Here is a 24,773-nt window from a genome sequence, read left to right as displayed (position 1 = left end):
AACACTGGATATGGATGCGATTCTGAAATAAATTCAGAATGACGAAGCGGAAAATAAAAAGAAGCATAAAAATGAATAAAAAAGACAATATATTAATAATAGGTGCAGGTTTATGCGGAAGCTTATTAGCTTTACGATTGGCACAAAGAGGGTTTAAGGTTGCTGTTTATGAAAGTAGACCAGATTTAAGAACTGTTGATATTTCAGCGGGTCGTTCTATAAACTTAGCATTATCAGACCGTGGATTTAAAGCCTTGCGTTTAGCAGGTGTTGCCGAAAAAGCTCGTGAAATTTGTATTCCTATGTACGGAAGATTGATTCATGATATTGAAGGAAATACATTTTCATCAAATTATTCGGGTAGAGATAATGAGTGTATCAACTCCATTTCTCGTGGCGATTTAAACGCTATTTTATTAACAGAAGCCGAAAAACACGAAAATGTAAGCATTCATTTTAATAAAAAATGTACATCTGTAGATATAGAAAATACAATAGCAAACTTTAAAGATTATCATACAAAAGAAGAATTTTCGGTAAATGCTGAGGTGATTTTTGGTACTGATGGCGCGGGTTCTGTTTTACGTAAAAGCTATTATTTAGCGCATAAATTTCTGTTTAGTTATTCACAAAATTATTTATCACACGGATATAAAGAGTTAGAAATTCCTGCGGATAAACAAGGAAATCATCAAATAAGTAATGCGCATTTGCATATTTGGCCTCGTGGGGCATATATGTTAATTGCATTGCCAAATATGGATGGCAGTTTTACAGTTACGCTGTTTTTAAGTTATAATGAAGGAAAATATAATTTCAATAATTTAATATCCGAAGAAAAAATAACTGCCTTTTTTGAAACACAATTTCCTGATGCGTTAAAATTAATTCCGAATATTAAAGAAGAATTTTTAAATAATCCGACAGGAGCATTGGGAACGGTAAAATGTTCTCCTTGGCATTATCAAAATAAAACGATTTTATTAGGAGATGCAGCACACGCAATTGTACCCTTTTACGGGCAAGGAATGAATGCTTCTTTTGAAGATATTACCATTTTTGATGCTGTTTTAGAAGAAGATTTAGGCGATTGGGAAACGGTGTTTAAAACTTACGAAAAAGCAAGAAAACAAGATACCGATGCTATTGCCGATTTGGCGCTTGATAATTTTCAGGAAATGAAAAATCATGTAGCGAATCCGTTATTTAAAGAGAAAAGAATATTGGAAATGGCGTTGGAAAAGGAATTTCCTGAGGAATATTTTTCGAAATATTCGATGGTTACTTTTAAAGACGATATTCCGTATGCAGTAGCCATGAAAAAAGGACGCGCCCAAGATAAAGCCTTGTTAAATTTGGTAGCAGATGCTGATTTTAAACAAACAGATAATTTACGTAATCTTCTTAAAAAAGTACAAGAAGAAACGAACGAAATTTTAAAAGAAGATGAGGTTGCTGGTTTGTGATAGTTTTTTAAAACCTGTAAAGTATAAGTCTGGTCACGAGCAAGATACTCGCGATAGCTGTAGTAGAGTGATTTTTACCATAAAATTTAACAGTTTCTAAATAAATAACAGACTAAAAATGACATACGAAATAAAACAAAAAATTATTGAAGTTTGTGATGATAAAATTGCTAAAAAAGGTGCAAATGTAGGATTATCTTTTTACGCGTTTTTTAAAAATAAAAATGAGAATCCGAAGTTGTTAATGCAGGTGGCAACTTGGTGGATTCAAACGCATCAATTAAATCATTTTGAAAAAGCTATCAAAATTAAAGCAATGATTGAAAATGAATAATTAGTTGTTTTTCTGATTGTTGGTTTATTCAAAATTATACATAAAAACGAAATTTGCGTTAGGGATTGCAGCGGCATCCTTTTTATAAAATTTTTCTTTTATAAAAAGATATAGCGGAAAGCCCGACCTTTAGGGAACGCCCAAAATATATACATATGAATTTAGTACAGCCTTTAAATTTTAAAAAGTGGATTGATGAAAACCGTCATTTATTAAAACCGCCTGTTGGAAATAAACAAGTGTGGGATAATGGCGAATATATTGTAATGGTTGTTGGAGGTCCGAATAATAGAAAGGATTATCATTATAATGAAACTCCTGAATTTTTTCATCAGATAGAAGGCGATATGATTTTGAAAATTATCGACCAAAATGGAAAAATGATTGATGTCGAAATTAAGGAAGGCGATATTTATCTGTTGCCTGCTAAAGTGCCGCATTCGCCTCAACGTACCGAAAATACTGTTGGTTTAGTGATTGAATATCCTCGTTCAAAAGGAATGTTAGATGCCTTAGAATGGTATTGCGAAAATTGTGGAAATCAGTTATACCGAGAGGAATTTGCCTTGAAAAATATTGAAACTGATATGCCTGTTATTTTTGATAATTATTATTCTGATATTCAAAAATGTACCTGTACTAATTGTGGAACAATTATGAATCCTCCGAATAAAATTAAGAATATTTAAGAATTTTTTTAAAAAAATATTAAATAAAAGATGGAAAAACGTAAACTACGCATAAACGGACATTCTCATTTATTGCCTTATCCAGAACAAATTCCTGATTTTATGAAGGAAAAAGAAATTTTTTGGGTCGATGATGAGCGTAAACATATGTTACAAAAAGGTTGGAAACGACCTGTAACAGATTCTAGTTTTTTCTTAGATGAGAAATTACGTTGGATGGAAAAAAATAAGCTTGACCATGCGGTGGTTTTAAATTTATCGCAATTATATGGTAACGGATTGCGTTTGGAAGAAATGAAAAAAGCTTTGCGTTTTCAGAATGATTTTAACGCAAAAGTACAACACGATCATCCTGATAAATTCACCTGTGGTTTTGTGGTGCATCCAGGTTTTATTTACGGTGCTTTGTATGAAATGGAACGTTGTGTGGAAGAATTAGGTTTAAAAGTTTTATGCTTACCAACGCATTTTATGGATTCGATAGGGCAGTGGCGTTGTGTTTTTGATAAAGAAAATGACCGTATTTTTGAACTTGCCGATAAGTATAAATTAGCCATTGAAATTCATCCGTATGATGGCGATAAAATGATAAAATTAGAAAATACCAATTGGCGTTTTCATTTAATTTGGATGTTGGCACAATGTGGTGATGCGTATCATTTTTATACCTTAAACGGAATGCAGGAGCGTTTTAAAAATATCAGAACCTGTTTTGCACACGGCGGACAATTGGCACAAATGAATTTAGGGCGTAGAATTCAAGGTTTTGATGGTCGTCCTGATTTATTTGAAGGAAAAACGCATCCTAGAAAAGCGGTTGGGCATCCAAATATTTTCTTTGATACGCTCGTGCATGATACCGATTCGTTAAAATTAATGATTGACAGACAAGGTTCTAATCAAATTATTATGGGCTTGGATGACCCGTATCCGTTAGGAGAAATGGAAAATGATGCGCAATCTTCGTATCCAGGGAAATTATTAGATTTAGCGATGGATAGAGATATTATCAATCAAAAACAATATAACGAAATTTGGGAAGACAACACGTTACGTTGGTTATTTGGTGATGATGAAAAAGCAAAACAAGATTTAATTACAAAGATTTTAGGCTAATTTTTCAAACTATTTTATAATATCTTGAAAAAAAAATCGCTTTATAACAAGAAATATGAACTTGTAATAAAGCGATTTTTATATAAATTATCTTTTAGATATTCGTTAATTTCCCTAATAATTTAAGTAGCTTACTTTTTGTTTTAGCGTATTCATATTCATTTTTGATTGCTTTTAAATTCGTTTCAATTAATTTAACTTCTCTGTAATTAATTAAAAATAAGGAGCTTTCACCTAACGAAAATTTTCGCTCTTCGCTTTTAACGATTGTTTTATAATTATTTACCAGGTTTTTTAAGATATTGTGTTGTTTTTGATACGATACAATTTCTTGTTTGGTCGCTTTAATCTTATTTTGCAAAATTATTTTTGTTGCTGAAATTTCAAAATCTAAATCTTGTAATTTTATTTTTGCAATTTTTAAATCTCCTCTAGCTTTTCTTAAAAATAACGGCACACTAACTTGCAACGAGTTTTTGTAACTTGAAACGTTAAAAGTACTAAAATCATCAAAATTATGTACTTCTGATGATAATAAATTATACTGAAAATCTATTTTTGGCAATAAATTATTTGTTTTTAATCGTTTATTTATCTGTAAATTATTCTTTTTTAAGGCTAATAATTTTAACTTCGGATGTTGTTCTAAATCATTTTCATCTATTTTATTGAAATCATTTTCGACTATTTTTAATAATTTATCAATCTTAGAAAATGTTGCGATATCAGGAATCATGTTGTTTTTTAATTCCATTGGAATATTATTATTAATCCACAAATAATTCGAAAAAGCTACTTTTGATTTTAAGTGTTTAATACGTGCTTTTTCTAAATCTAATTTTCTATTTTCTAAGTTGATACTTGTTTCTAAAGTATCTACAGCGGCTTTATCACCTGCTTTAAAATTTTTAATAACATTATGGTGTCTTATCGTTGCATTGGCATAATAATTTTGAAACACGCTATATTGTTGATAATATTGTGTCCAATTTAAGTATGCCGAAATAGCATCAAACAAAATAGTATTAACTAATAATTGTTGTTCTAATTTACTTTGTTTGGTGTAAATTTTGGCTTTTTTTAAGGTAGCCATTCTTTTATTGATAAATAAATTTTTAGCCAACGAAACAGAAACACCTACATTATATAAGCCATTTTTAGGTGTTTTATATTGAGGATTTAAATACTTTCCTGAATTATTTTCATAACTAGCTTTTAGCTCAATTCCATACCAAGTAGGAATTTTAAAAGATGAAACTAATGTTTTATAATACTCGGTATTTTTAAAGTTTTTATTGCTGTAATCAACTTCAATTTTAGGATCAAAACCACCTCTGGCTTTTAATAATTTTGCTTGATTTGTATTAACAATAAGTTTTGCCTGCTTTATAATAGGATGATATTTTTTAACATATCCTAGACTTTCCTCTAAAGAAATAGTGTTGTTAGGCATGTTTTGAGAAAAGGAAACGAAACTTATAAATAGATATAAAAAGGATATATTTTTCATTATTTCTTTTTCTTAGAATCGGTTTCTTTTGTGTTTGGCTGATAGAAATTAGGTGGAAAACTATTAATTTGTCGCCATAATTCATACCAAATAGGCACATTTTCTAACAGTGCAATTGTTTTTGCTCCCGAACCAACTCTAATGGCTTTTGGCCATGGTTGTTCATCGTTATCAGGAACAATCAAGGCTCTATATTTTCCATTACTGCTAATAAAATTTTCGACTGTAATAATTTTAGCTTCATAAGTTCCTGATGACATATTAGGCCAGCCACTAAAAACAATTGCTGGCCAACCATCAAACTGAACACGTACTTTTTCGTGAGTATGTATCAACGGTAAATCGATGGGTTTTATATACATTTCTACTGCCAAATCGTATACAGCAGGCATAATGTTTATTAACTGTTCACCTTCTTTAAAAGTTTCTCCAATTCCCGATTTTATTGCTTTATTTATATACCCATCAAGCGGAGCGGTAATGTATAATAAAGAACTTCGTTTGTTATAATTAGCTAAATTTGTTTGTAGTTTTGATACTTGTACTTCAGTTTCATACGCGCCAGATTCAGCACTATATAAACTACTTTGTGCTTTGGATAATTTATCGGTATAAGTCGCGATTATTCCCGAAATAGCTAATTGTGCATTGATACTATTATTTTTAGAAGTTAACAGTTTATTTTTTTGAGAAATAACTTTAGCTGAAAATTCTTGAAGTTTTGCACTTTTTTCTTCCACATCTTTAGTGGCTTTTAAACCTTCTTGTTGTAGGGTAAAAGTTCTTTCATATTGAATTTTTGCTATTTTTTGCTTTAAAATAACGGTTTCTAAGTCAATACTATCGGTTTTAACTTTTAAGTAAGCTTGTTGTAATTTGTTTTTTGCTTGTTCCGATTTTAATTTTTGTTCGTTTCTTATCGCTGAAATTTGCCTTTTTAAAGCACTTATTTTATTTTGATATGATTTTCCAGAAAGACTTTTAGAATTTAATTGATTTCCTGTTCTTTCAGCAAGTTTTGCATCGAAATAATCACTTTTTACTTCGGATATTCTTAAAATAGTATCGCCTTTTTTTACAAAATCACCTTCTTGCACAAACCACTGTTCAATTCTTCCAGGAATTTGAGATTGCAAGGTTTGCGGACGCTGATTCGGTTTTAACGTCGTAACATTACCTGTACTAGAAACATTTTGAGTCCAAGGTAAAAATAGCGTGATAAATAGTACTATAAAAAAGAATAGTAAAAACTTTCTAAATAATTTGTGATGTTCTTTTTTAAATATTTTTTTTCCTGATTTAAAATTACTCAAATCAATTTGATTAGAAACAGTATTATTTGATATATGTAACATTATCTCTGTTGCTTTATTTATTAATGATTTTACCTTTATGCAGTGTAATTTTTTTAGTACATTTTTCTTCCCATTTGTCGTTACTGCTTACAATAATTAAGCTCCATTTTTGGGAAGGATTTGTAATAAAATCGATAATTTTATTGGCTTCTTTTTTTTCTAATTGATCTAAAGGATCTTCTAAAATTAAAAGTTTTGGTTTTTTGATAATCGCTCTTGCTAGAATAATTTTTTTAGAAATGGTATAGCCAATATGTTTTCCTTCAGGTTTTAGTTGGGTTTCTAAGCCATTTTCTTGATATTTTAAAAAATCGGTTAATCCAACAATTTCGAAAACAGTATAAATTTCATCATCTGAAATTGCGGTATCTCCAAAAGTTACATTTTCTCGGATGCTTCCTTCAAACGGATTTTCTTCGGATAATGACATTCCTAAATAGGCTCTATAATTATTAATTTGTAGGCTTTTTATGGATAAATCATTCACGAAAATATTTCCAGCGGTAGGGGTTGTAATTCCTGCGATAAGCTGTATTAAGCTCGATTTTCCAGCGCCACTTTCTCCTTGAATTAAGATTCTATCATTGGGTTCGATATGGAATGAAATATCTTTTAAGATGGGTTTTTCTTTCTCAAAAATGGTGTATGAAATATTTTGAATTTCAATTTTGAAAGGTTTGGTGTCGCTGACAGTACTTCCTTGTTGATTCTCGATGGGTTTATCGATAACTTGCCCTAATTTTTCGATAGAAGTAAGCACATCATAAAAGGATTCTAAGCCTAAAATTAATTTTTCCACAGAACTTATTATCAATAAAATAATTATTTCAGAGGCAACAAATTGTCCAATATTCATTTTTTGATTTAAGACTAAAAAACCGCCCATCAATAATAAACCAGCGGTAACAATCACTTTAAAACTAATCATTTGAATATATTGAATGATTAATATTTTAAAATGACTGTCTCTTGATTTTAAATAATCACTAACCAAATCATCGCTTTTATCTAGGGCAAGTGTTGTTTTTCCTGCTACTTTAAAACTGATAATTGTTCTTGCGATTTCTTGCAACCAATGCGCTACTTTATACTTATTTTTAGATTCATTTAAGCTTGTTTCTAAGCCAATTTTAGCAGTATATTTAAATACAAGATAAATCAATAAGAGTAATAAAAATCCGAATAAAATAAAAAAGGTATGATAAAAAGAGAGTAGTACTAGTGCAAAAATTATCTGTAAAAAAGCCGATGGAACATCAATTAAAATTTTTGAAATCCCTTTTTGAATCGTTAGCGTATCAAAAAAACGATTGGCTAATTCAGGCGGATAATAATTTCGTAATTCGCTCATTTTTATTTTAGGAAATCGATAACTAAGTTCTAAGGAAGCTCTTGTAAAAATTCGTTGTTGTATGGTTTCAATAATTCTAATTTGCATGAATTTTAAAACACCACTAAAAGCGACACCACCCGTAACGAGTATTACAAGCACTACCCAAGAAGCCGAAATTTCAGCCGCTTGTAGTAAATTGATAATTGCTTGTATCCCTAAAGGAAGCGATAAAGCTACAATTCCTTCAAAAACAGCGTAGTAAGATATTTGTAAAATATCTTTTTTCTCTAAAGTTAAGAGCCCTAAAAACCGTTGCCAAGGAGTTAAGGTTTTATTTTCCATTATTTGAAAGGATATTAAGCGTTACATCAATAAAAAAAGAAGTGGGAGAAATAGTGTCATTACAATTGGTCAGCGATTTAAAATGTTGTTTTATAAATTGTTGATGCAATGCGCCTTCAATCACTGTACTTGCTAGGGTTAGTGGGTGTTTATAAGTGCTATTATAATTGATTATTATAGCAGCTAAGCGTTTTACAACTTCTTTATATAATTTAAAAAAACCTTCTTTATTTTCGGCATCAACTTCTTTTGTCGAATATGATTTGGAGTTTTCATTAATCACAATTGAGTTTAATAAAACTTCATTAATATGGGTAAAATTATTGTCTTGTTCGGTTGTTTTGGTGAGTATTTGAATGGCTTTTATTAATTTTTCTTCAGGATTATGAATGCTATACGTTTCTATAACTAATTGATATTGTATCCATCCCCAATACCACGAAGTTAAATAGACGAGTAATTTGTGTTTGCTTTCGAAATATCTATAAATAGAACTTTCGTTCGAGCCGATTAAAGTGCCTAATTTTTTAAAATTGAAGCTTTCAAAACCGATTTCTTCGATTAATTTGATACTATTTTCTATAATTCTTTTTCCTAAATCGGATGTTTCAGGATCTTTAATATAGATTCCTACAGGGATTTCAATTTTAATATTTGATAGAAAATTCTTCATAAGTGAAAATTATATTCGCAAATATAATAGTAATACTATTATGTTTAGGTGTTTTTGTACTTATTTTTTATGATTTTATATTTTCTGATGAAAAAAAAGCCTTAGATAATAAATCCAAGGCTTTTTAGTGTGCTATTTTAAATTCTTTTTTTATTGAAATTTAGTCAAGATTATTTAAAGGTAGAAGTGATGTTTATTGCTACATCGTCCCAAGTTTTAGAAACGCCATCATCTCCTTTATGTAAATCTTTACAAGCTTCATTTAAAGAAGCTAATGCTTTTTGAGCATTCCAATCCGAGATTTTTAAAGTTCCCTTTAAGTTAAAGGTTTTTTGGTTGATAGTATACGTAAAAGGAAGTTTTTTAGTTACAGTATTCATTGTGATATCTGCATATCCAATCGAATCATTTTCAAGAATTAATTTTCCAGAAAGTAATTTGGTATTATCCATAACTGCGAAAAAGAATTTTTTAATTTTAAAATCTCTGCTAGTTTCTTTGGTAAAAATACTGCTTACAGGAATTGAAAATTCGGCATTATTGATGGCTTCTTTCACGGTATTACCAGTACCATTTTTGGTGATATCTACTTTTTGAAACACACCAGTAACGGGTTTTTTTTCGGTTGTTTTGTAGGCTGTCCAGTTTATTTTGGAATCGGCATCTTGTAAAGAAAAGGCAGTTTTTTTAGCTTTTTTTTCAGTGTTGTTTTCGTTAACTGAGTTTTCTTTTTTTGATGTAGCATCAGGTTTACAAGAAGCAAAATTAGTAATTGCAACAAATACGAATAAAGAATAAATGATTTTTTTCATGATAATTATTTTATAATTGAATTAACTAAATTAATATATTCTTGTTTTGCTTGTTTTTCGTTCATTCCTTTTAGTTGAATCCAAGCATTGAATTTAAAAGCATTTCTTAAATTGTCATTAGAATCATAGGTGAATTTATCCCCTTTTATTGCTTGTTTGTAGTAACTATACAATCGAAGCATGGTATCAGGAGGCAATTTACCTTTAAAATCAGAGGCTTTTTTATAAGCTTTTTCAAATTGACGGTCTAAATCATTTACCATAAAAATAAGGTATATAATTATATAATATAATGTAGGTATAAATATACGAAGGGCGCAAGAAAAAACAAACTATCAAGTCGATCTAATAATCCACCGTGTCCAGGCATTATTTTCCCGCTATCTTTTACGTTTGCTTGTCGTTTAAATTTTGATTCGACTAAATCGCCGAGCGAACCAAAAACAGCCACAATAATTGCGATTAGTATCCAATTTAAAATTGAAAAAGAATTGGGATATTCTCCAAATTTTCCAATTAAAAAACCTGCTAAAACGGCAAATAATAATCCGCCAATAAAACCTTCAATTGTTTTTTTAGGCGATACTGATTCAAATAATTTATGTTTTCCGAAATTTTTACCAACGATAAAAGCAAAGCTATCATTAGTCCAAATCATCAAAATAATATAAATAATAATAGTTGGATGATAGGTATTTTCGATAAAAGGTAATTTTATTAAAAAATAAAAAGGCAGTATTAAATAAATTAGATGTAAAAATATTTTTTGGAGGCTATTATTTGTTTTGATAACTTTTGTACTGATTAAATAATAGAGTAGTCCTAGCAAACTGGCAAAAGAAAATCCTATTAAAAAGCCATTGAAATCCGAAGGTATTTTAACGACAGACGCATATATGAATAAGGCTAAAATCAGATAAGGAAGTATGTTTTTTAACTGCAGTATTCTTGAGAATTCAAAAACGCAGATGGTCGAAAAAATAGCGATTAATGCGATATAAGATTCTGCTGAAAAAAGGATTGCAGCAATAAAAATTATCGCATACACAAGTCCTGAAATACTTCTTACTATAATGTTTCGCATAGTTTATAAGTGTTCTTTATAAATCTTCAAAGAGAAGTAGGTATAAATTTTTGGAGTTACTGTTACCATAACTTAAAAAACTTCCGTCTTCAACTTCTATTTTATAATTTGTTGTTGAGCAAATATTTGTAGGGATATTTCCGCTAAATTGTGTTTTGATACCCGTTAATCCCTCGCTCATATTTTTTGCTAATTGGCTAGTGGTGGCATACACAATAAAATCTTCTGAGTGAGAAGGTAATTTTTCACTACCTAACTGATTTGAAGAAAATAAAATATCACCATTACTTGCTATTAAATGTTCGCAGGTTGTGAAAAAGGGAACTGTTTTGGCTGTTTTTTCCTGAGTATTGATTCCTATTTTTTGGGTTATTTTCAGTAAATTAAAATCGGAACAGCTAATTGTGTACCAATTATTTTCTTGTAAAATTTGAATTAAATTCATAGATACTTCATCGATAGAAGTACAATACAAAAATTTACCACCTTTATTGATAAAATTATGCACAAAGGAATCATCTAGCGACAAATTAACTTCCTGTTGGTTGGTTAATTCATCGCTAGATGGTTTTTTAAATGAGTTATATATTTTCTTAAAAAAATTCATCTAATTCATCAGATAATTCAAATAAAAATAATTTTTAAAAATTGATTAAAGATCTTTCAGATCTCTACTTTCTTTATTTTCTTTTATTTCCTTAGTTTCTTTAATTTCAAAAGGTCTTTCGCCAAATATTTTTTCTAAATCGGCTTTAAACATTACTTCTTTTTCAAGTAAAAGTGCTGCTAATTGGCTAAGTTTATCTTTGTGTTGCGTTAAAAGATCGATGGCTCTTTGATATTGAATTTCAATCATTTTAGAGATTTCTTCATCAATAACTTTAGCGGTATCATCACTATAAGGTTTTACAAAAGAGTCATTTCCAGATGAATCATAATAGGTAATATTACCGACTCTTTCATTTAAACCATACACGGTAACCATTGCACGTGCTTGTTTGGTTACTTTTTCCAAATCACTTAAAGCTCCTGTTGAAATTTTATTAAAGATTAATTTTTCAGCAGCTCTACCACCCATGGTAGCACACATTTCGTCTAGCATTTGATCTGTTTGCACAATTTTTCGTTCTTCAGGAAGATACCAAGCAGCACCTAACGATTGCCCACGAGGAACGATAGTTACTTTTACTAAGGGAGCTGCATGTTCTAACATCCAGCTAACGGTAGCATGACCTGCTTCATGAAAAGCAATAACTTCTTTTTCTTTAGGAGTGATTACTTTATTTTTCTTTTCTAAACCACCAACAATTCTATCAACGGCATCTAAGAAATCTTGATGTTCAATAGCTTCTTTATTGTTTCTAGCGGCAATTAAAGCAGCTTCGTTACATAAATTTGCAATATCAGCTCCAGAAAAACCAGGAGTTTGTTGTGCTAATAATTCCAAATCAGCATTTTTAGCTAATTTTAAGGGTTTGATATGTACTTCAAAAATCTCTCTACGTTCGTGTAAATCTGGTAAATCTACATAAATTTGACGGTCAAAACGACCTGCACGCATTAAGGCACTATCTAATACATCGGCACGGTTTGTGGCTGCTAAAACAATAACATTAGTATCAGTTCCAAAACCATCCATTTCTGTTAAAAGCTGATTTAACGTGTTTTCACGTTCATCATTTCCGCCAGTCATATTATTTTTTCCTCTAGCACGACCAATAGCATCAATTTCATCAATAAATATAATTGATGGTGATTTTTCTTGTGCTTTTTTAAATAAATCTCTTACACGAGAAGCTCCAACACCTACGAACATTTCAACAAAATCAGAACCAGATAAAGAGAAGAAAGGAACACCAGCTTCACCAGCTACGGCTTTTGCTAATAATGTTTTTCCTGTTCCAGGAGGTCCTACTAATAAGGCTCCTTTAGGAATTTTCCCTCCTAATTTAGTGTATTTTTCAGGAGTTTTTAAGAAGTCTACAATTTCTTGAATTTCTTCTTTAGCACCTTCCAAACCAGCGACATCTTTAAAGCTTGTTTTTACTTTGGTGTTTTCGTCAAAAAGTTTTGCTTTTGATTTACCAATGTTAAAAATTTGACTACCGCCACCAGCACCTCCAGCGCCACCACCAGACATTTTTTTCATAAAGAAAATCCAAATACCAATCAATAAAATAAAAGGTAAGAAATCAAACAAGGTGGTTATTAAACTTGTTGCTTCTACATTTTTTCTATCAAAATCGAGATTTTTATCGGCTTTTTCTTTTTTGATTTCATTTTCGAAATTTTGTAAATCTCCAAAATTATAGGTGTATAACGGCGCTCCTTTTCTATAAAAAGGAGACGTTGTTATTTTTTTATGTGCTTCTTTTTTTTCAGCTTCCGCTTTTAAGAAAATTTGAGCGACATTATTATTTTCAATAACGATTTTTTGAATATCGTTTTGTTGTAATATTTTATTAAACTCGTTTTTTGAAATATTACGAGTTCCTAAATTATTCGAATTTAAAAAACTCAATCCTAATAGGATTACTAATATCGGAACGTATATCCAAAATGAATTAAACGTAAATTTTGGAGCATTTTTTTTCTTATCACTCATAAACAATGGTCTAAACTATTAAGAACTATAATGTATTAATTTCTGTAATTTTAGCATCACCCCAAAGACTTTCAATATCATAATAATCACGTATTTGTTTTTGAAAAACATGAACAACAACGTGTACATAATCCATTAAAACCCATTCAGAATTTGTTTGTCCTTCAATATGCCAAGGTTTATCTTTAAGTTCTTTACTTACCATTTTCTGTACAGAACCAGAAATTGCACTTACTTGTGTGTTTGAATTTCCTGAGCAGATTATAAAATAATCGCAAACAGTGTTTTCTATTTCTCTTAAATCTAGTAATTGGATGTGTTCTCCTTTTACCTCTTCAATCCCTTTTATAATCACAGCAATTAAATCGTCTGTGCTTGCTTGTTTTTTAGTCATCAAAAAAATTATATTTTTAGCAAAGTTATTATATTTTTGCGAGTATTATGCTTAATATTAGCACTTGTTTTATTCACAAAACTTATATGAAAATAATCAAACTTAATGCCATTGATTCTACCAATTCTTTTTTGAAGGATATGGCATCAAAAGTAGCGCTTGATAATCTTACGGTCGTTGTTGCAAAAAAGCAAACCGCAGGGAGAGGGCAACGGAATACTCGCTGGAATTCACAAGCAGGTAAAGCACTTACTTTCAGTGTTTACACTAAGTTTGATGATTTTCTTGTAGCCGATTATAAGTATTTAAATTATGCTGTTTCTTTAGCCGTTTATCAGGCGATTAATACGTTTAATCTATCAAGATTGACAATAAAATGGCCGAACGACATTTTGTCAGAAAACAAAAAAATAGCAGGTATTTTAATTGAAAATTCTTTAATTACCGATAAAATTAATACCGCTATAATAGGAATTGGTGTTAATGTGAATCAAAATAAATTCCCTAAAGATTTACCAAATGCGTCATCTATCAAAAAAATGTTAGCTAAAAAACAAGTTATTAATCCTGATATTGATAACAATATTGATCTTGATTTCTTATTAGATAAAATCTTAGTAAGTCTAGCGAAAAAGTTAGAAATCTTACATCAAAAAGAATATCAACTTTTAGAAAATGACTATTTGAGTGTTTTGTACAAAAAAAATGTTCCGAGTATGTTTAAAACAACTCAGAACACTTTATTTATGGGTAAAATTATCGGAGTTTCGAAAATAGGAAACCTTCAAATTGAATTAGAAAACGAAACGATTCAAGAATTTGGAATTAAAGAAGTTTCATTTGCTTAATTAGTTTATAATTTTGAAATATTTTCTGTTAAGGTATCAATAAATTTTGTTAATGGTTTTTTAACCATCATTGCCATCATCGGATTGAAATCACCATTGAAATTTAAAACAACCTCACTTTCATTTTCAGAAATTTCACAAATATCAGAAGATAAAGTAAACGGTAATTTGCTACTTGCAGCTCCTAAAGTAATGTTTGAATATTCGGTTTTTTCTTTCATGACCAATCTTATTTCTGGCATTCCTTTTAATCCGAAAATAAAACTATCACCATCAACTTCAAATTTTTGAGTATTTTCTGGCATTAGTTGCTCAAAGTTTTCTAATTTTAATAGAAAATCAAAAATTTCTTTAGTAGATTTTTTTACAATTACTTTGTTTCCTTCAATAGTCATATTCCTTTATATTTGGTCTTATTTTTCATTTTGTTTCCACTCGCTAGGAGCAGCTCTCCATTCTTCCAGCATTGTTCGCTCTTCACTGGTGATATATTTACTATCCAATGCTTGTTCGAGTAAATATTTATAGTTACTCAATGTGGTAAGTGATACGTTGTTATTTTTGAAGTTTTCATCAGCAATAGCAAATCCATACGAAAAAATAGCAATCATACCTTTAACGGTTGCATTGGCTTCTTTTAATGCTTTCACTGCATTTAAACTGCTCGTTCCTGTGCTGATTAAATCTTCAATAACCACTACGTTTTGTCCACTTTCTAAATGTCCTTCAATTTGATTTTTACGTCCATGTTTTTTAGGCTCAGGACGAACATATATAAAAGGAACACCTAATTCTTGAGCAACCAAAATACCAATGGCAATCGCACCAGTAGCAACACCTGCAATAACATCTGGCTTGCCGTGCTTTTCGATAACTAATTTAGCTATTTGCTCTTTTAAAAAATTTCTAACAGGTACGTAAGATAACGTAATTCTGTTATCGCAATAAATTGGTGATTTCCAACCAGAAGCCCAAGTAAATGGTGCTTTTGGGCTTAATTTAATCGCCTTTATTTGTAGCAGAAGTTCTGCTGTTCTTTTTGCTGTATCTTTGTTCAAATCCATAACACAAATGTATAATTTTTTTGTTAATGATAACTAAATTTTTTTACAACGACACTAAAAATAAATTAAAAATTAGCCGTTATTTTTGTTAAAATACATTCTTACAATCTCTTATTTAAAGAGATAATAATTTATTAACATCCATAATTAGTTGAAATTAAAAGCATTTTTGTAAATTAGAAACATCTAAAATTATAGCAATAATCTTAAAAAATCATCAGAAGATAATTATACCATAATCAAGAAATAAGAAGCTACATCAAAAATAAGTTGAGAAAATAAATCAAAAATAATGACATAATGTCATTTATTACAGTTCGTAATGTGGCTAATACGATAAATTTTCTGCCAAAATAAAAGTTATAGCTTGTTGGCACACACTTTGACTAATACAACCTGTAAAATTGAATTAAAAATTTAAGATAAATAAGTATTATGAGTAAAATTATAGGAATTGATTTAGGAACCACAAATTCATGTGTTTCTGTAATGGAAGGAAATGAACCAGTTGTTATCCCTAATTCAGAAGGAAAAAGAACGACACCATCTATCGTTGCATTTATCGAAGGTGGAGAGCGTAAAGTTGGTGATCCAGCAAAAAGACAAGCGGTAACGAACCCTACAAAAACAGTTTATTCTATTAAACGTTTTATGGGAAATAAGTTCTCTGAATCTTCAAAAGAAGCAGCAAGAGTACCTTATAGCGTTGTAAAAGGTGATAATGATACTCCACGTGTAGATATTGACGGTCGTTTATATACGCCTCAAGAAATTTCTGCCATGGTTTTACAGAAAATGAAAAAAACAGCGGAAGACTATTTAGGAACAGATGTTTCTGAAGCTGTAATTACGGTACCAGCATACTTTAACGATGCACAACGTCAGGCTACAAAAGAAGCTGGTGAAATTGCTGGTTTAAAAGTTAGAAGAATTATCAACGAACCAACTGCAGCTGCTTTAGCGTATGGTTTAGATAAATCTCATGACGATAAAAAAATCGTTGTTTTTGATTTTGGTGGTGGAACACATGATGTTTCTATCTTAGAATTAGGAGACGGTGTTTTCGAAGTATTAGCTACTGATGGTGATACGCATTTAGGAGGAGATGATGTTGATGAAAGAATTATCAACTGGTTAGCTGAAGAATTTAAAGCTGAGGAAGATATGGACTTACGTAAAGATCCAATGTCTTTACAACGTTTAAAAGAAGCTGCTGAAAAAGCGAAGATTGAATTATCTAGCACAACTTCATCAGAAATTAACTTACCTTATATTACTGCTACTGCTTCAGGACCTAAGCATTTAGTTAGAACATTAACCAGAGCTAAATTTGAAGCTTTAATTGATGATTTAATCAAAAGAACTATTGAGCCTTGTGCTACTGCTTTAAAAAATGCCGATTTAACTATCGACGAAATTGACGAAGTTGTATTAGTTGGAGGTTCTACTCGTATTCCTGCAATTCAAGAAGCTGTTCAAAATTTCTTTAAAAAATCACCAAGTAAAGGCGTAAATCCTGATGAAGTTGTTTCTTTAGGAGCGGCTATTCAAGGGGGAGTTTTAACAGGAGATGTAAAAGACGTATTATTATTAGATGTTACGCCTTTATCTTTAGGAATTGAAACAATGGGGAACGTATTCACCAAATTAATTGATGCAAATACGACTATTCCAACAAAAAAATCACAAGTATTTTCTACTGCTGCTGATAACCAACCATCTGTAGATATTCACGTTTTACAAGGGGAAAGAGCAATGGCTGCTGATAACAATACTATCGGTCGTTTCCAATTAACAGATATTCCACCAGCACAAAGAGGTGTTCCTCAAATTGAAGTAACTTTCGATATTGATGCAAACGGAATTATCAAAGTATCTGCTTCAGATAAAGCAACAGGAAAAACACAAGATATTAAAATCGAAGCTTCTTCAGGATTATCAGAAGAAGAAATCGAAAAAATGAAAGCAGAAGCAGAAGCAAATGCTGATTCCGATGCAAAAGCAAAAGAAACTGCTGAAAAAATCAACGAAGCTGATTCTATGATTTTTCAAACTGAAAAGCAATTAAAAGAATTTGGTGATAAATTATCAGATGATAAAAAAGCACCAATTGAAAGCGCTTTAGTTGAATTACAAACAGCACACCAATTACAAGATTTAGCACAAATTGATGCTGCTATGGCAACAATTAACGAAGCTTGGAAAGCGGCATCTGAAGAGATGTATGCTGATAAAGGTGCAGCAGGAGCTCAGCAAGAAGCACAGCCAAAAACTGATGCACAAGCTGATAATGTAGAAGATGTAGATTTCGAAGAAGTTAAGTAATTTTAACTTTTAAGTATATTTTATACTTTATATTTTGACACTTTTTATATTAAAACGCAATCATTAATTTGATTGCGTTTTTTTGTGTTTTATAGTTAAGAACTTATTAACTATGATATATTTATGAAAAAAAACGTTCAATAAAATCAAAATAAAACGTTCGGAAACTAGATTGTAGTATTCGTAAAGTAAATAGAATTGTTTTGAAATAAAAAAACGATATTTAAAAAAAATAGCTTCATGAATAAAATTTTAAACACATACTCTTATTTATTAAATATAGGTGTTCCTCAAAAAAAATCGGTTGAAGCTAAAAAAATAAGACTCTTAAACGCTTTTTGTATTACCTGGTCGGTAATGATTGTCATTATCACCATTTTTGATTTGATTTTTGAAAGAGAATTATATGGAAGTTTGATTTTACATGGAATTTCGTATGTTATTATCACAGGTATTTTTTATTTACAATTTTTACAAAATTATCATATAGCTCGAATTGTTTTTATAATTGCTATAATTTCCATCACATTTATATTCGCCAACTTTACAACACCTTTAATGTTGATTGAAAATTTTTATTTTCTATATCCTTTGGTCGGTATTTTATTCATTGAAAAAAAATGGATTAATATGTTGTTTTTACTTCTTTGCTTCGGATTGTATTTTATCCCGAATCTTTTTTTAAATATGTATCCTAAAAATATGATTTTGCCCGTATTGGTATTCTGTATTTTTTTAGGAACTTTTGTTATTTTAAACTATTCCGAACAATTAAATAAAAAACAAGAAAAGAAACTACGAAAACGTAAAATAAAATTAGAAAAAGCTTACGCTAAACTCGAAAAACAAAAAGAAAATGAACTGGCTCTTTTAAGATTACAAACATTAAAAGCACAAATGAATCCGCATTTTATGTTTAATACTTTAAATGCAATTCAAAATTTAATTTTAAAAGGTAATAAAGAAGATGCGTATGATTATTTAACAAGATATGCTGTTTTAATGCGTGAAAATTTAAAAATCAGCAATAAAAATTTTACAAGTTTAGATATTGAATTAGTCATTTTAAACAAATATTTAGAACTTGAAAAATTGCGTTTTGGCGATAGTTTTAATTATACTATTGAAAATTTAGAAAACAATAAAAATATTGAAATTCCATCACAAATTATTCAGCCTTTTGTTGAAGAAGCTATTCGATACAGACTTTTGCATCAAATAAATGAATTGAGAGAGTTAAAAATTACGTTTCATCATGAAAACAAAATGCTAGTTTGTACCATAATTGATAACGGAATAGGAATTGCAAAATCCGTTGAAATGAAAGAGAAAGATAAAATGAATTTAGAACTATCTTTAACAGCAATAATAGAAAAAAGAGTCGCTTTATTAAAAGATTTTTATAATATAAAAATACACTTTAAATACATCGAAGAAAATTTAAAAACTAAAGTAGTACTTAAAATGTCGTATAAATAATTGAAATAAAATGATACTATTTTTTTTGAAAAAAGCATATAAATTCGTTGTAAATATTGGGGTTTACAACAATAATGAAAACGAACATAAAAAAATAAAACTGTTAAATGTATTTTGTTTAACATGGGGAATTTTAATCTGTACTTTTATGTTTTTTGATCCGTTTTTTTCAAATAAAATGAACAAAAGCATTGTAGTACATTTTTTTTCGTTTTTAGCAATTATTGCAGTTTATCTATTGCAAAAAAATAGAAAATATATTTATGCTAGAGTATTGTTTATAATAGTACTTATAACGGTAACTTTTATTTTTGCAAATTATATAGAACCATCTCGAATGATGGAAAATTTTTATTTTATATATCCATTAGTCGCTCTTATTTTAATTGATAAAAAGCAAATAACAATCTCAATAATGATATTGTGCTGGCTCTTATATTATATTCCTTATAAATTAATACCAAGTATATATCCTTCTGATATGTTAAATCCGATTCTATTACTTGCTGTTTTTATAGGATCTTATGTGATACTTAACTATTCACAATTATTAAATCAAAAAAATGAAGTAAAGTTAAAAGAAGCCTACAAACAATTAGAAGAGAAAAAAAAGAATGAATTAGCATATTTACAGTTAAAATCGTTAAAAGCACAAATGAATCCGCATTTTATGTTTAATGCGATGAATTCAATTCAAAATTTAGTATTAAAAGGAAACAAACATGAAGCCTATAATTATCTAACAAAATTTGCATCGCTAATTAGAGAAAACTTAAATATGAGTGAAAAAAGTTTTGTGTATTTTGATGAGGAATTATCCTTATTAACAAAATATTTAGAGTTAGAAAAATTGCGTTTTCGAGATGATTTTGAATATGTTTTAATAGGATATCAAAATATTAAAGACATTAAAATACCTTCGATGATAATTCAGCCTTTTGTTGAAAATTCTATAAAACATGGTTTGTTACACAAAACATCAGGAATAAAAAAAGTAACGATTTCTTTTTCTCAAAAAGAAGTTTTTGAATGTGAAATTGTAGATAATGGCATTGGAATTAAAGCTTCTATAGAAATAAATACCTTAAATAATAAAGAAGAATCATTTTCAACAAAAGCAATACAAGATAGATTATTGCTATTAAAAGACTATTATAAAACAGATATTGGTTTTAAATATGTAAAAATTGAAGAAGGAACTAAAGTCATATTAAAAATACCGTATATAGATTAAAAATATATGATAAAATGAGAAAAATAAAAGCCGTACTTGTTGATGATGAGATTAACGCAAGAGAAAATTTACGCTATTTACTAGGTGCTTTTTGTAAGCAAGTAGAAGTAATTTCAGAAGCTTCTAATGTTGATGATGCAGTACAAATAATACAAAAATACCAACCTCAAATCGTGTTTTTAGATATTGAAATGCCTCAAAAAAATGGTTTTCAATTATTAGAAGAATTTAATGAAATCAACTTTCACGTAATTTTTGTAACCGCTTACGATACTTATGCTATTAAAGCATTTCAAGTAACCGCAATAGATTATTTATTAAAACCAATCGCGGTTGATTTGTTGCAAAAAGCTGTTGAAAAAGTAGCCATAAATATTCAAAATAAGCAATTAAATACCAGAGTTGAATTATTACAACAAAATAAAAAACAACTTACAATAATAGCGATACCTTATAAAACAGATTATGTAATTGTAAATATTATTGACATTATTTGTATTCAAGCAGATAGAATGTACAGCGTAATTTATACTACAAATGGCAAGGAATTTATGGTTGCTAAAAAATTAAATTATTATGAAAATTTATTAAGTGATAAAGATTTTTTTACAAGAGTACATCGTTCTTGGATGGTAAATATTAATCATATAAATAGCTATTCAAAAAAAGAAAAACAACTTCTTACTTTTACTGATAAAATAATTTCTGTTGGTAAAACCTATAAAGAAAATTTCGAAAAATTGATGCATTAATAATTTTAGAATCAATTTTTTAAAGATGTAAATACTTGTTATATCATTTTTCGGAAACTAAAAAGAATAGCAAATGCCCATAATCGAATACGATAATCTGAAAATGAATTATTATCCTTTAGTTTTTACAATTCATAAGCTACGAGAAACTTTTTAGCACTTGATAAGGTGGCTTTGTAAGTAAGAGTAAAAAAACAAGCTCTAATAACTATGAAAAAAAAGTGTCAATTATTATAATATTAGGTTCTCTAAGAGGATTGAAAATTTGTTCGGAAACAATATTGTAGCGTTCGGAAACTTTTAAGTAGAGAGGTTAAATAGTCATTTTATTTTCGTTTTAAATTTAAAAATAAATTTATCATGAAAAAAAATATATTACTATTATTGCTTTTAATAAGTAGTGTAACATTTGCACAAATACCGATAAATAGTCTACAAGCAATGTATCAGTTTACAGAAGGGGGGCTAACAGATGCTGCAAATGGAAACAATTTTTTGCAAACAGGAACTGCATTAACAAAGATTAATGACAGGTTTAATACCGTAAATAATGCCATTAGTTTAAATGGAGACTATTTAACAGCTAATAAATTTTCTTTTGGTTCTCAGATAGCTTTAAGTTTTTGGGTAAAAACAAGTACTAATGACTCAAATTCAAGAATTATTTTTGAACAAAAAGATAATATAGGTTTTAATGTTTATTTAAAAGATGGTAAAATAGGCGTTTCTGGTAGAAATCAATATTATGATTTGGGAACACCTTTTATTAATTGGGATTTTGATGAATTATTTAGTAAGCCTATATCAGATAATAATTGGCATCATATAGTTGTGAATATTAAATATGTAAAAGCATCAGATAATAAAAAATTTGATTTTCATATAGATGTATTTACTGATACTGTTAAAGAAACAGTAGTCGTAGGTAGAAACCATTATAGAATGTACGGTTCGGGAGGAGTTAATGCGAATACACCATTTAAGGTTGCAAATAATAAAAACAATAATTTATCAACTACAAATAAATATTTAGATGATTTAGATGATTTATTTTTTTATGATAAAATTCTAACTCAAACAGAAGTAACCCAATTAGCTCAATTGGGAGGTTATGGTTTTTGTTTTTCACCAGATATTACAAATCTTTCTATAACTAATATTACAGAAGATTCTGCAGATGTTACTTGGACAGATGCTGGAACTTACGATATAGCTTATGGATTAAAAAATGAGCCTTTTGCTAATTATACTATTATTAATGATGTAACAACAGGAAGTTATAATATATTAAACCTAAGTAGTTCTAGTTTTTACAATGTTTATTATAGAACTAAATGTACTTCTGTTTATGCTCCAAGTTCTAATTGGTCTTTAGAAAAAGAATTTAGAACAGATGGGCGTTATTATGTGAAGGCTGATGCTACTGGAGCTAATGATGGTTCATCATGGATTAATGCTTATACAGATTTACAAGACGCATTATTGAAGGTAAAAGATGCCGATGAAGTTTGGGTCGCAAAAGGTACTTATATTCCTGATGCTAGTGATAAATTAATAAACTTTGAAATAAGTAAAAAAAATGTAACGATTTATGGAGGTTTTAAAGGAACAGAAAGTTTATTATCAGAACGAAATTTAGTAGGTGTAAATACAACAAATGAAACTATTTTATCTGGAGATTTAATGGCTAATGATGATGCTAATATAACTTTTGGTAATACAACAAGAAGTGATAACTCATTGAATGTTGTAAAAATAAATGGATATGATGCCGTAATAGATGGTTTTACAATTTCTGGTGGAAACTCATCTGGAAATAGTACTGGTACTGGAATATCGTTACCTGCTGGAGGATATACAAAAGGGTTAATTTTAAAAAACTCTATTATAAAAAATAATGTTGCAGGTTACGGTGCTGGTTTGTTTTATGAAGCATATAGAACTGGAGATAAATTAATTATAGATAGATGTATTTTTGAAAATAATTTAGCAAAAGGAGGCGCAGCTCTTTCTTACAGTAAAAGAGGAAGATATGCATATTCTGCAATCATAAGTAATTCTCTTTTTAAAGGGAATATTTCAAAAAACATAGGAACTGGAAATAATGGATCAGCAGGTAGTGCAGGTATGTTTAGAGGAGTTGCTTTTTCTTATGGTAACAATACAACAAGTATTAAACTGATAAATAACACTTATGTAAATAATTCAGATTTAGGTACTTCTAGTGGATTAAATAACTTTAATAGAGCAACCATAGGGGTAACTAAAGAAGAATCTGCAGGCTCTCCTATATCTGTTGAAATGTCTAATTGTATTTTTTGGGGTAATACGACTATTGGTGGTATAACTTCAAAATCAGTTTCTGGGTTAAACTATACGATGAACACAGTAAATGTTTTTAACAGTATTGATTCAGACGGTTTTTCAGTAATAGCTACTGCAAATAAAACAAACGTAAGTAATGCAAATCCGTTATTTACAAGTGCCACAGATTTTACTTTACAAGCAGGTTCACCAGCAAAAGATACTGGTGATAACGCTAAAATACCAGCAGGTACAACCACCGATTTAGTAGGAAACCAAAGAATACATAACACAACCGTAGATATGGGAGCATATGAATTTGGTTCAGTACCACCATTACCACAAACTAATTGGATAGGAGCAACAGATACTTCTTGGAATACCGCAAGTAACTGGAGCAATGGCGTTCCAACAAATACTTTAAATGCGTTTGTTTTTAATGGAGCAACAAATTATCCTGTAATTTCAAATAGTGCGAATGCTAAAGATATTACTATTGAAAATTCAGCAAGTTTAACAATTTCGCCATCGGCAAATTTAACGGCTGAAAATATTATTACAAATGATAATTTAACTATTGAATCAGATGTAAATAGTTATGGAAGTTTGAAAGTTATCAATACTGTAACAGGAAAAGCAACCTATAAAAGTTATGTTTCTGACAAATGGAACTTAGTAGGTTCGCCAGTTGTTGGGCAAGATGTTGCATCTTTTGTAACAAATAGTTCATTGGTAAGCGGAACGGTAAACCCGAATCATAAAGGATTAGGAATTTATGAAAATGGAAATACAGCTCCTTGGACATATTATAAAAATACCTTATCGTGGGGGAGTTTTGATACTGCAAAAGCGTATTCCATCAAAAAAACTACGGCAGGAACAGTTGATTTTAGAGGAACAATAACTACTGATAATGTTCAATATACCGCAACAGGAAACGCAAATAATACATTTGAAATGATTTCGAATCCATACACGGCATATCTTAATGCTAATAGTGGAGCAAATAGTATTTTATCTGAAAATTCATCAAATTTAAAAAGTACGAATGCTG

At 29.4% G+C, this 24,773-nt stretch carries 22 protein-coding genes; 10 read left to right on the top strand and 12 right to left on the bottom strand.

The features are described 5' to 3' along the window. Positions 1-71: 71 nt before the first annotated feature. The 4 genes from L0U77_RS03780 to L0U77_RS03765 all read left to right on the top strand — a co-directional run bounded on the left by L0U77_RS03780 (position 72) and on the right by L0U77_RS03765 (position 3,605). Positions 72-1,466: an FAD-dependent oxidoreductase gene (locus L0U77_RS03780; protein ID WP_233897439.1), complete on the top strand. Its 1,395-nt coding sequence runs from the start codon at positions 72-74 to the stop codon at positions 1,464-1,466. A 118-nt stretch (positions 1,467-1,584) separates the two neighbouring features. Then, positions 1,585-1,800, top strand: a complete 216-nt coding sequence (locus tag L0U77_RS03775) for a DUF6500 family protein (RefSeq protein ID WP_233897440.1) — start codon at positions 1,585-1,587, stop codon at positions 1,798-1,800. Positions 1,801-1,955: 155 nt separating this feature from the next. Then, positions 1,956-2,489, top strand: coding sequence for a 3-hydroxyanthranilate 3,4-dioxygenase (locus L0U77_RS03770; RefSeq protein WP_233900764.1), 534 nt, complete (start codon positions 1,956-1,958; stop codon positions 2,487-2,489). Between the two features lie 30 nt (positions 2,490-2,519). Continuing rightward, entirely contained in the window at positions 2,520-3,605 is a 1,086-nt protein-coding gene (locus L0U77_RS03765) for an amidohydrolase family protein (RefSeq protein WP_101916575.1), read from the top strand. A 94-nt stretch (positions 3,606-3,699) separates the two neighbouring features. Here L0U77_RS03765 and L0U77_RS03760 read toward each other — a convergent pair whose 3' ends face one another. The 10 genes from L0U77_RS03760 to rsfS form a co-directional block, all read right to left on the bottom strand. After that, positions 3,700-5,058 carry a TolC family protein gene (locus tag L0U77_RS03760; RefSeq protein WP_233900763.1) on the bottom strand — a complete coding sequence of 453 codons (1,359 nt, stop codon included), beginning with the start codon at positions 5,056-5,058 and terminating at the stop codon, positions 3,700-3,702. 56 nt (positions 5,059-5,114) lie between these two features. Further along, positions 5,115-6,470, bottom strand: coding sequence for an HlyD family secretion protein (locus tag L0U77_RS03755; protein ID WP_233897443.1), 1,356 nt, complete (start codon positions 6,468-6,470; stop codon positions 5,115-5,117). A gap of 13 nt (positions 6,471-6,483) precedes the next feature. After that, positions 6,484-8,145 carry a peptidase domain-containing ABC transporter gene (locus L0U77_RS03750; RefSeq protein WP_233897444.1) on the bottom strand — a complete coding sequence of 554 codons (1,662 nt, stop codon included), beginning with the start codon at positions 8,143-8,145 and terminating at the stop codon, positions 6,484-6,486. Continuing rightward, positions 8,135-8,818: a TetR/AcrR family transcriptional regulator gene (locus L0U77_RS03745; protein ID WP_101916571.1), complete on the bottom strand. Its 684-nt coding sequence runs from the start codon at positions 8,816-8,818 to the stop codon at positions 8,135-8,137. Before L0U77_RS03745 ends, L0U77_RS03750 begins: the two co-directional genes overlap by 11 nt. Positions 8,819-8,988: 170 nt before the next feature. Beyond that, complete coding sequence (locus tag L0U77_RS03740) at positions 8,989-9,630, bottom strand: YceI family protein (RefSeq protein ID WP_233897445.1); 642 nt, start codon at positions 9,628-9,630, stop codon at positions 8,989-8,991. A 5-nt stretch (positions 9,631-9,635) separates the two neighbouring features. Further along, entirely contained in the window at positions 9,636-9,893 is a 258-nt protein-coding gene (locus tag L0U77_RS03735; protein WP_101916569.1) for an acyl-CoA-binding protein, read from the bottom strand. A 17-nt stretch (positions 9,894-9,910) separates the two neighbouring features. Beyond that, the gene (locus tag L0U77_RS03730) at positions 9,911-10,714 is read right to left on the bottom strand and encodes a phosphatidate cytidylyltransferase (protein ID WP_233897446.1); all 804 of its coding nucleotides are present in this window, start codon (positions 10,712-10,714) and stop codon (positions 9,911-9,913) included. A gap of 16 nt (positions 10,715-10,730) precedes the next feature. Beyond that, positions 10,731-11,321, bottom strand: coding sequence for a hypothetical protein (locus L0U77_RS03725; RefSeq protein ID WP_101916567.1), 591 nt, complete (start codon positions 11,319-11,321; stop codon positions 10,731-10,733). Between the two features lie 45 nt (positions 11,322-11,366). After that, entirely contained in the window at positions 11,367-13,319 is a 1,953-nt protein-coding gene (ftsH, locus tag L0U77_RS03720; protein WP_233883466.1) for an ATP-dependent zinc metalloprotease FtsH, read from the bottom strand. A gap of 25 nt (positions 13,320-13,344) precedes the next feature. Next, a complete protein-coding gene (gene rsfS, locus L0U77_RS03715) occupies positions 13,345-13,713 on the bottom strand; it encodes a ribosome silencing factor (RefSeq protein ID WP_101916565.1) in 369 nt (122 codons plus the stop codon). Between the two features lie 86 nt (positions 13,714-13,799). Here rsfS and L0U77_RS03710 point away from each other — a divergent pair, with 86 nt between their 5' ends. After that, positions 13,800-14,561: a biotin--[acetyl-CoA-carboxylase] ligase gene (locus tag L0U77_RS03710; protein WP_233898716.1), complete on the top strand. Its 762-nt coding sequence runs from the start codon at positions 13,800-13,802 to the stop codon at positions 14,559-14,561. Between the two features lie 5 nt (positions 14,562-14,566). Here L0U77_RS03710 and L0U77_RS03705 read toward each other — a convergent pair whose 3' ends face one another. Both L0U77_RS03705 and pyrE read right to left on the bottom strand, forming a co-directional pair. After that, positions 14,567-14,956: an orotate phosphoribosyltransferase gene (locus tag L0U77_RS03705; RefSeq protein ID WP_101916563.1), complete on the bottom strand. Its 390-nt coding sequence runs from the start codon at positions 14,954-14,956 to the stop codon at positions 14,567-14,569. A gap of 18 nt (positions 14,957-14,974) precedes the next feature. Beyond that, positions 14,975-15,625: an orotate phosphoribosyltransferase gene (pyrE, locus tag L0U77_RS03700; protein ID WP_193699774.1), complete on the bottom strand. Its 651-nt coding sequence runs from the start codon at positions 15,623-15,625 to the stop codon at positions 14,975-14,977. A gap of 435 nt (positions 15,626-16,060) precedes the next feature. Between pyrE and dnaK the strand changes: the two genes are divergently transcribed. From dnaK to L0U77_RS03675, 5 genes are all read left to right on the top strand, one after another. Then, the gene (dnaK, locus tag L0U77_RS03695; protein WP_233900762.1) at positions 16,061-17,950 is read left to right on the top strand and encodes a molecular chaperone DnaK; all 1,890 of its coding nucleotides are present in this window, start codon (positions 16,061-16,063) and stop codon (positions 17,948-17,950) included. Positions 17,951-18,190: 240 nt separating this feature from the next. Beyond that, a complete protein-coding gene (locus tag L0U77_RS03690) occupies positions 18,191-19,429 on the top strand; it encodes a sensor histidine kinase (RefSeq protein ID WP_233897449.1) in 1,239 nt (412 codons plus the stop codon). Between the two features lie 178 nt (positions 19,430-19,607). Beyond that, positions 19,608-20,663 (top strand): sensor histidine kinase, encoded by a 1,056-nt coding sequence (locus L0U77_RS03685; protein ID WP_233897450.1) that lies wholly within the window; start codon positions 19,608-19,610, stop codon positions 20,661-20,663. 14 nt (positions 20,664-20,677) lie between these two features. Further along, positions 20,678-21,415: a LytR/AlgR family response regulator transcription factor gene (locus tag L0U77_RS03680; protein WP_233897451.1), complete on the top strand. Its 738-nt coding sequence runs from the start codon at positions 20,678-20,680 to the stop codon at positions 21,413-21,415. Between the two features lie 360 nt (positions 21,416-21,775). Next, positions 21,776-24,773 (top strand): choice-of-anchor Q domain-containing protein (locus tag L0U77_RS03675; RefSeq protein ID WP_233900761.1); only part of this gene is annotated, 2,998 nt, incomplete at its 3' end.

This window comes from Tenacibaculum piscium (assembly GCF_021390715.1).
Lineage (GTDB): Bacteria > Bacteroidota > Bacteroidia > Flavobacteriales > Flavobacteriaceae > Polaribacter > Polaribacter piscius.
The sequence above is the reverse complement of the archived record's forward strand: the minus strand, read 5'-3'. Positions and strand labels throughout refer to the sequence as shown.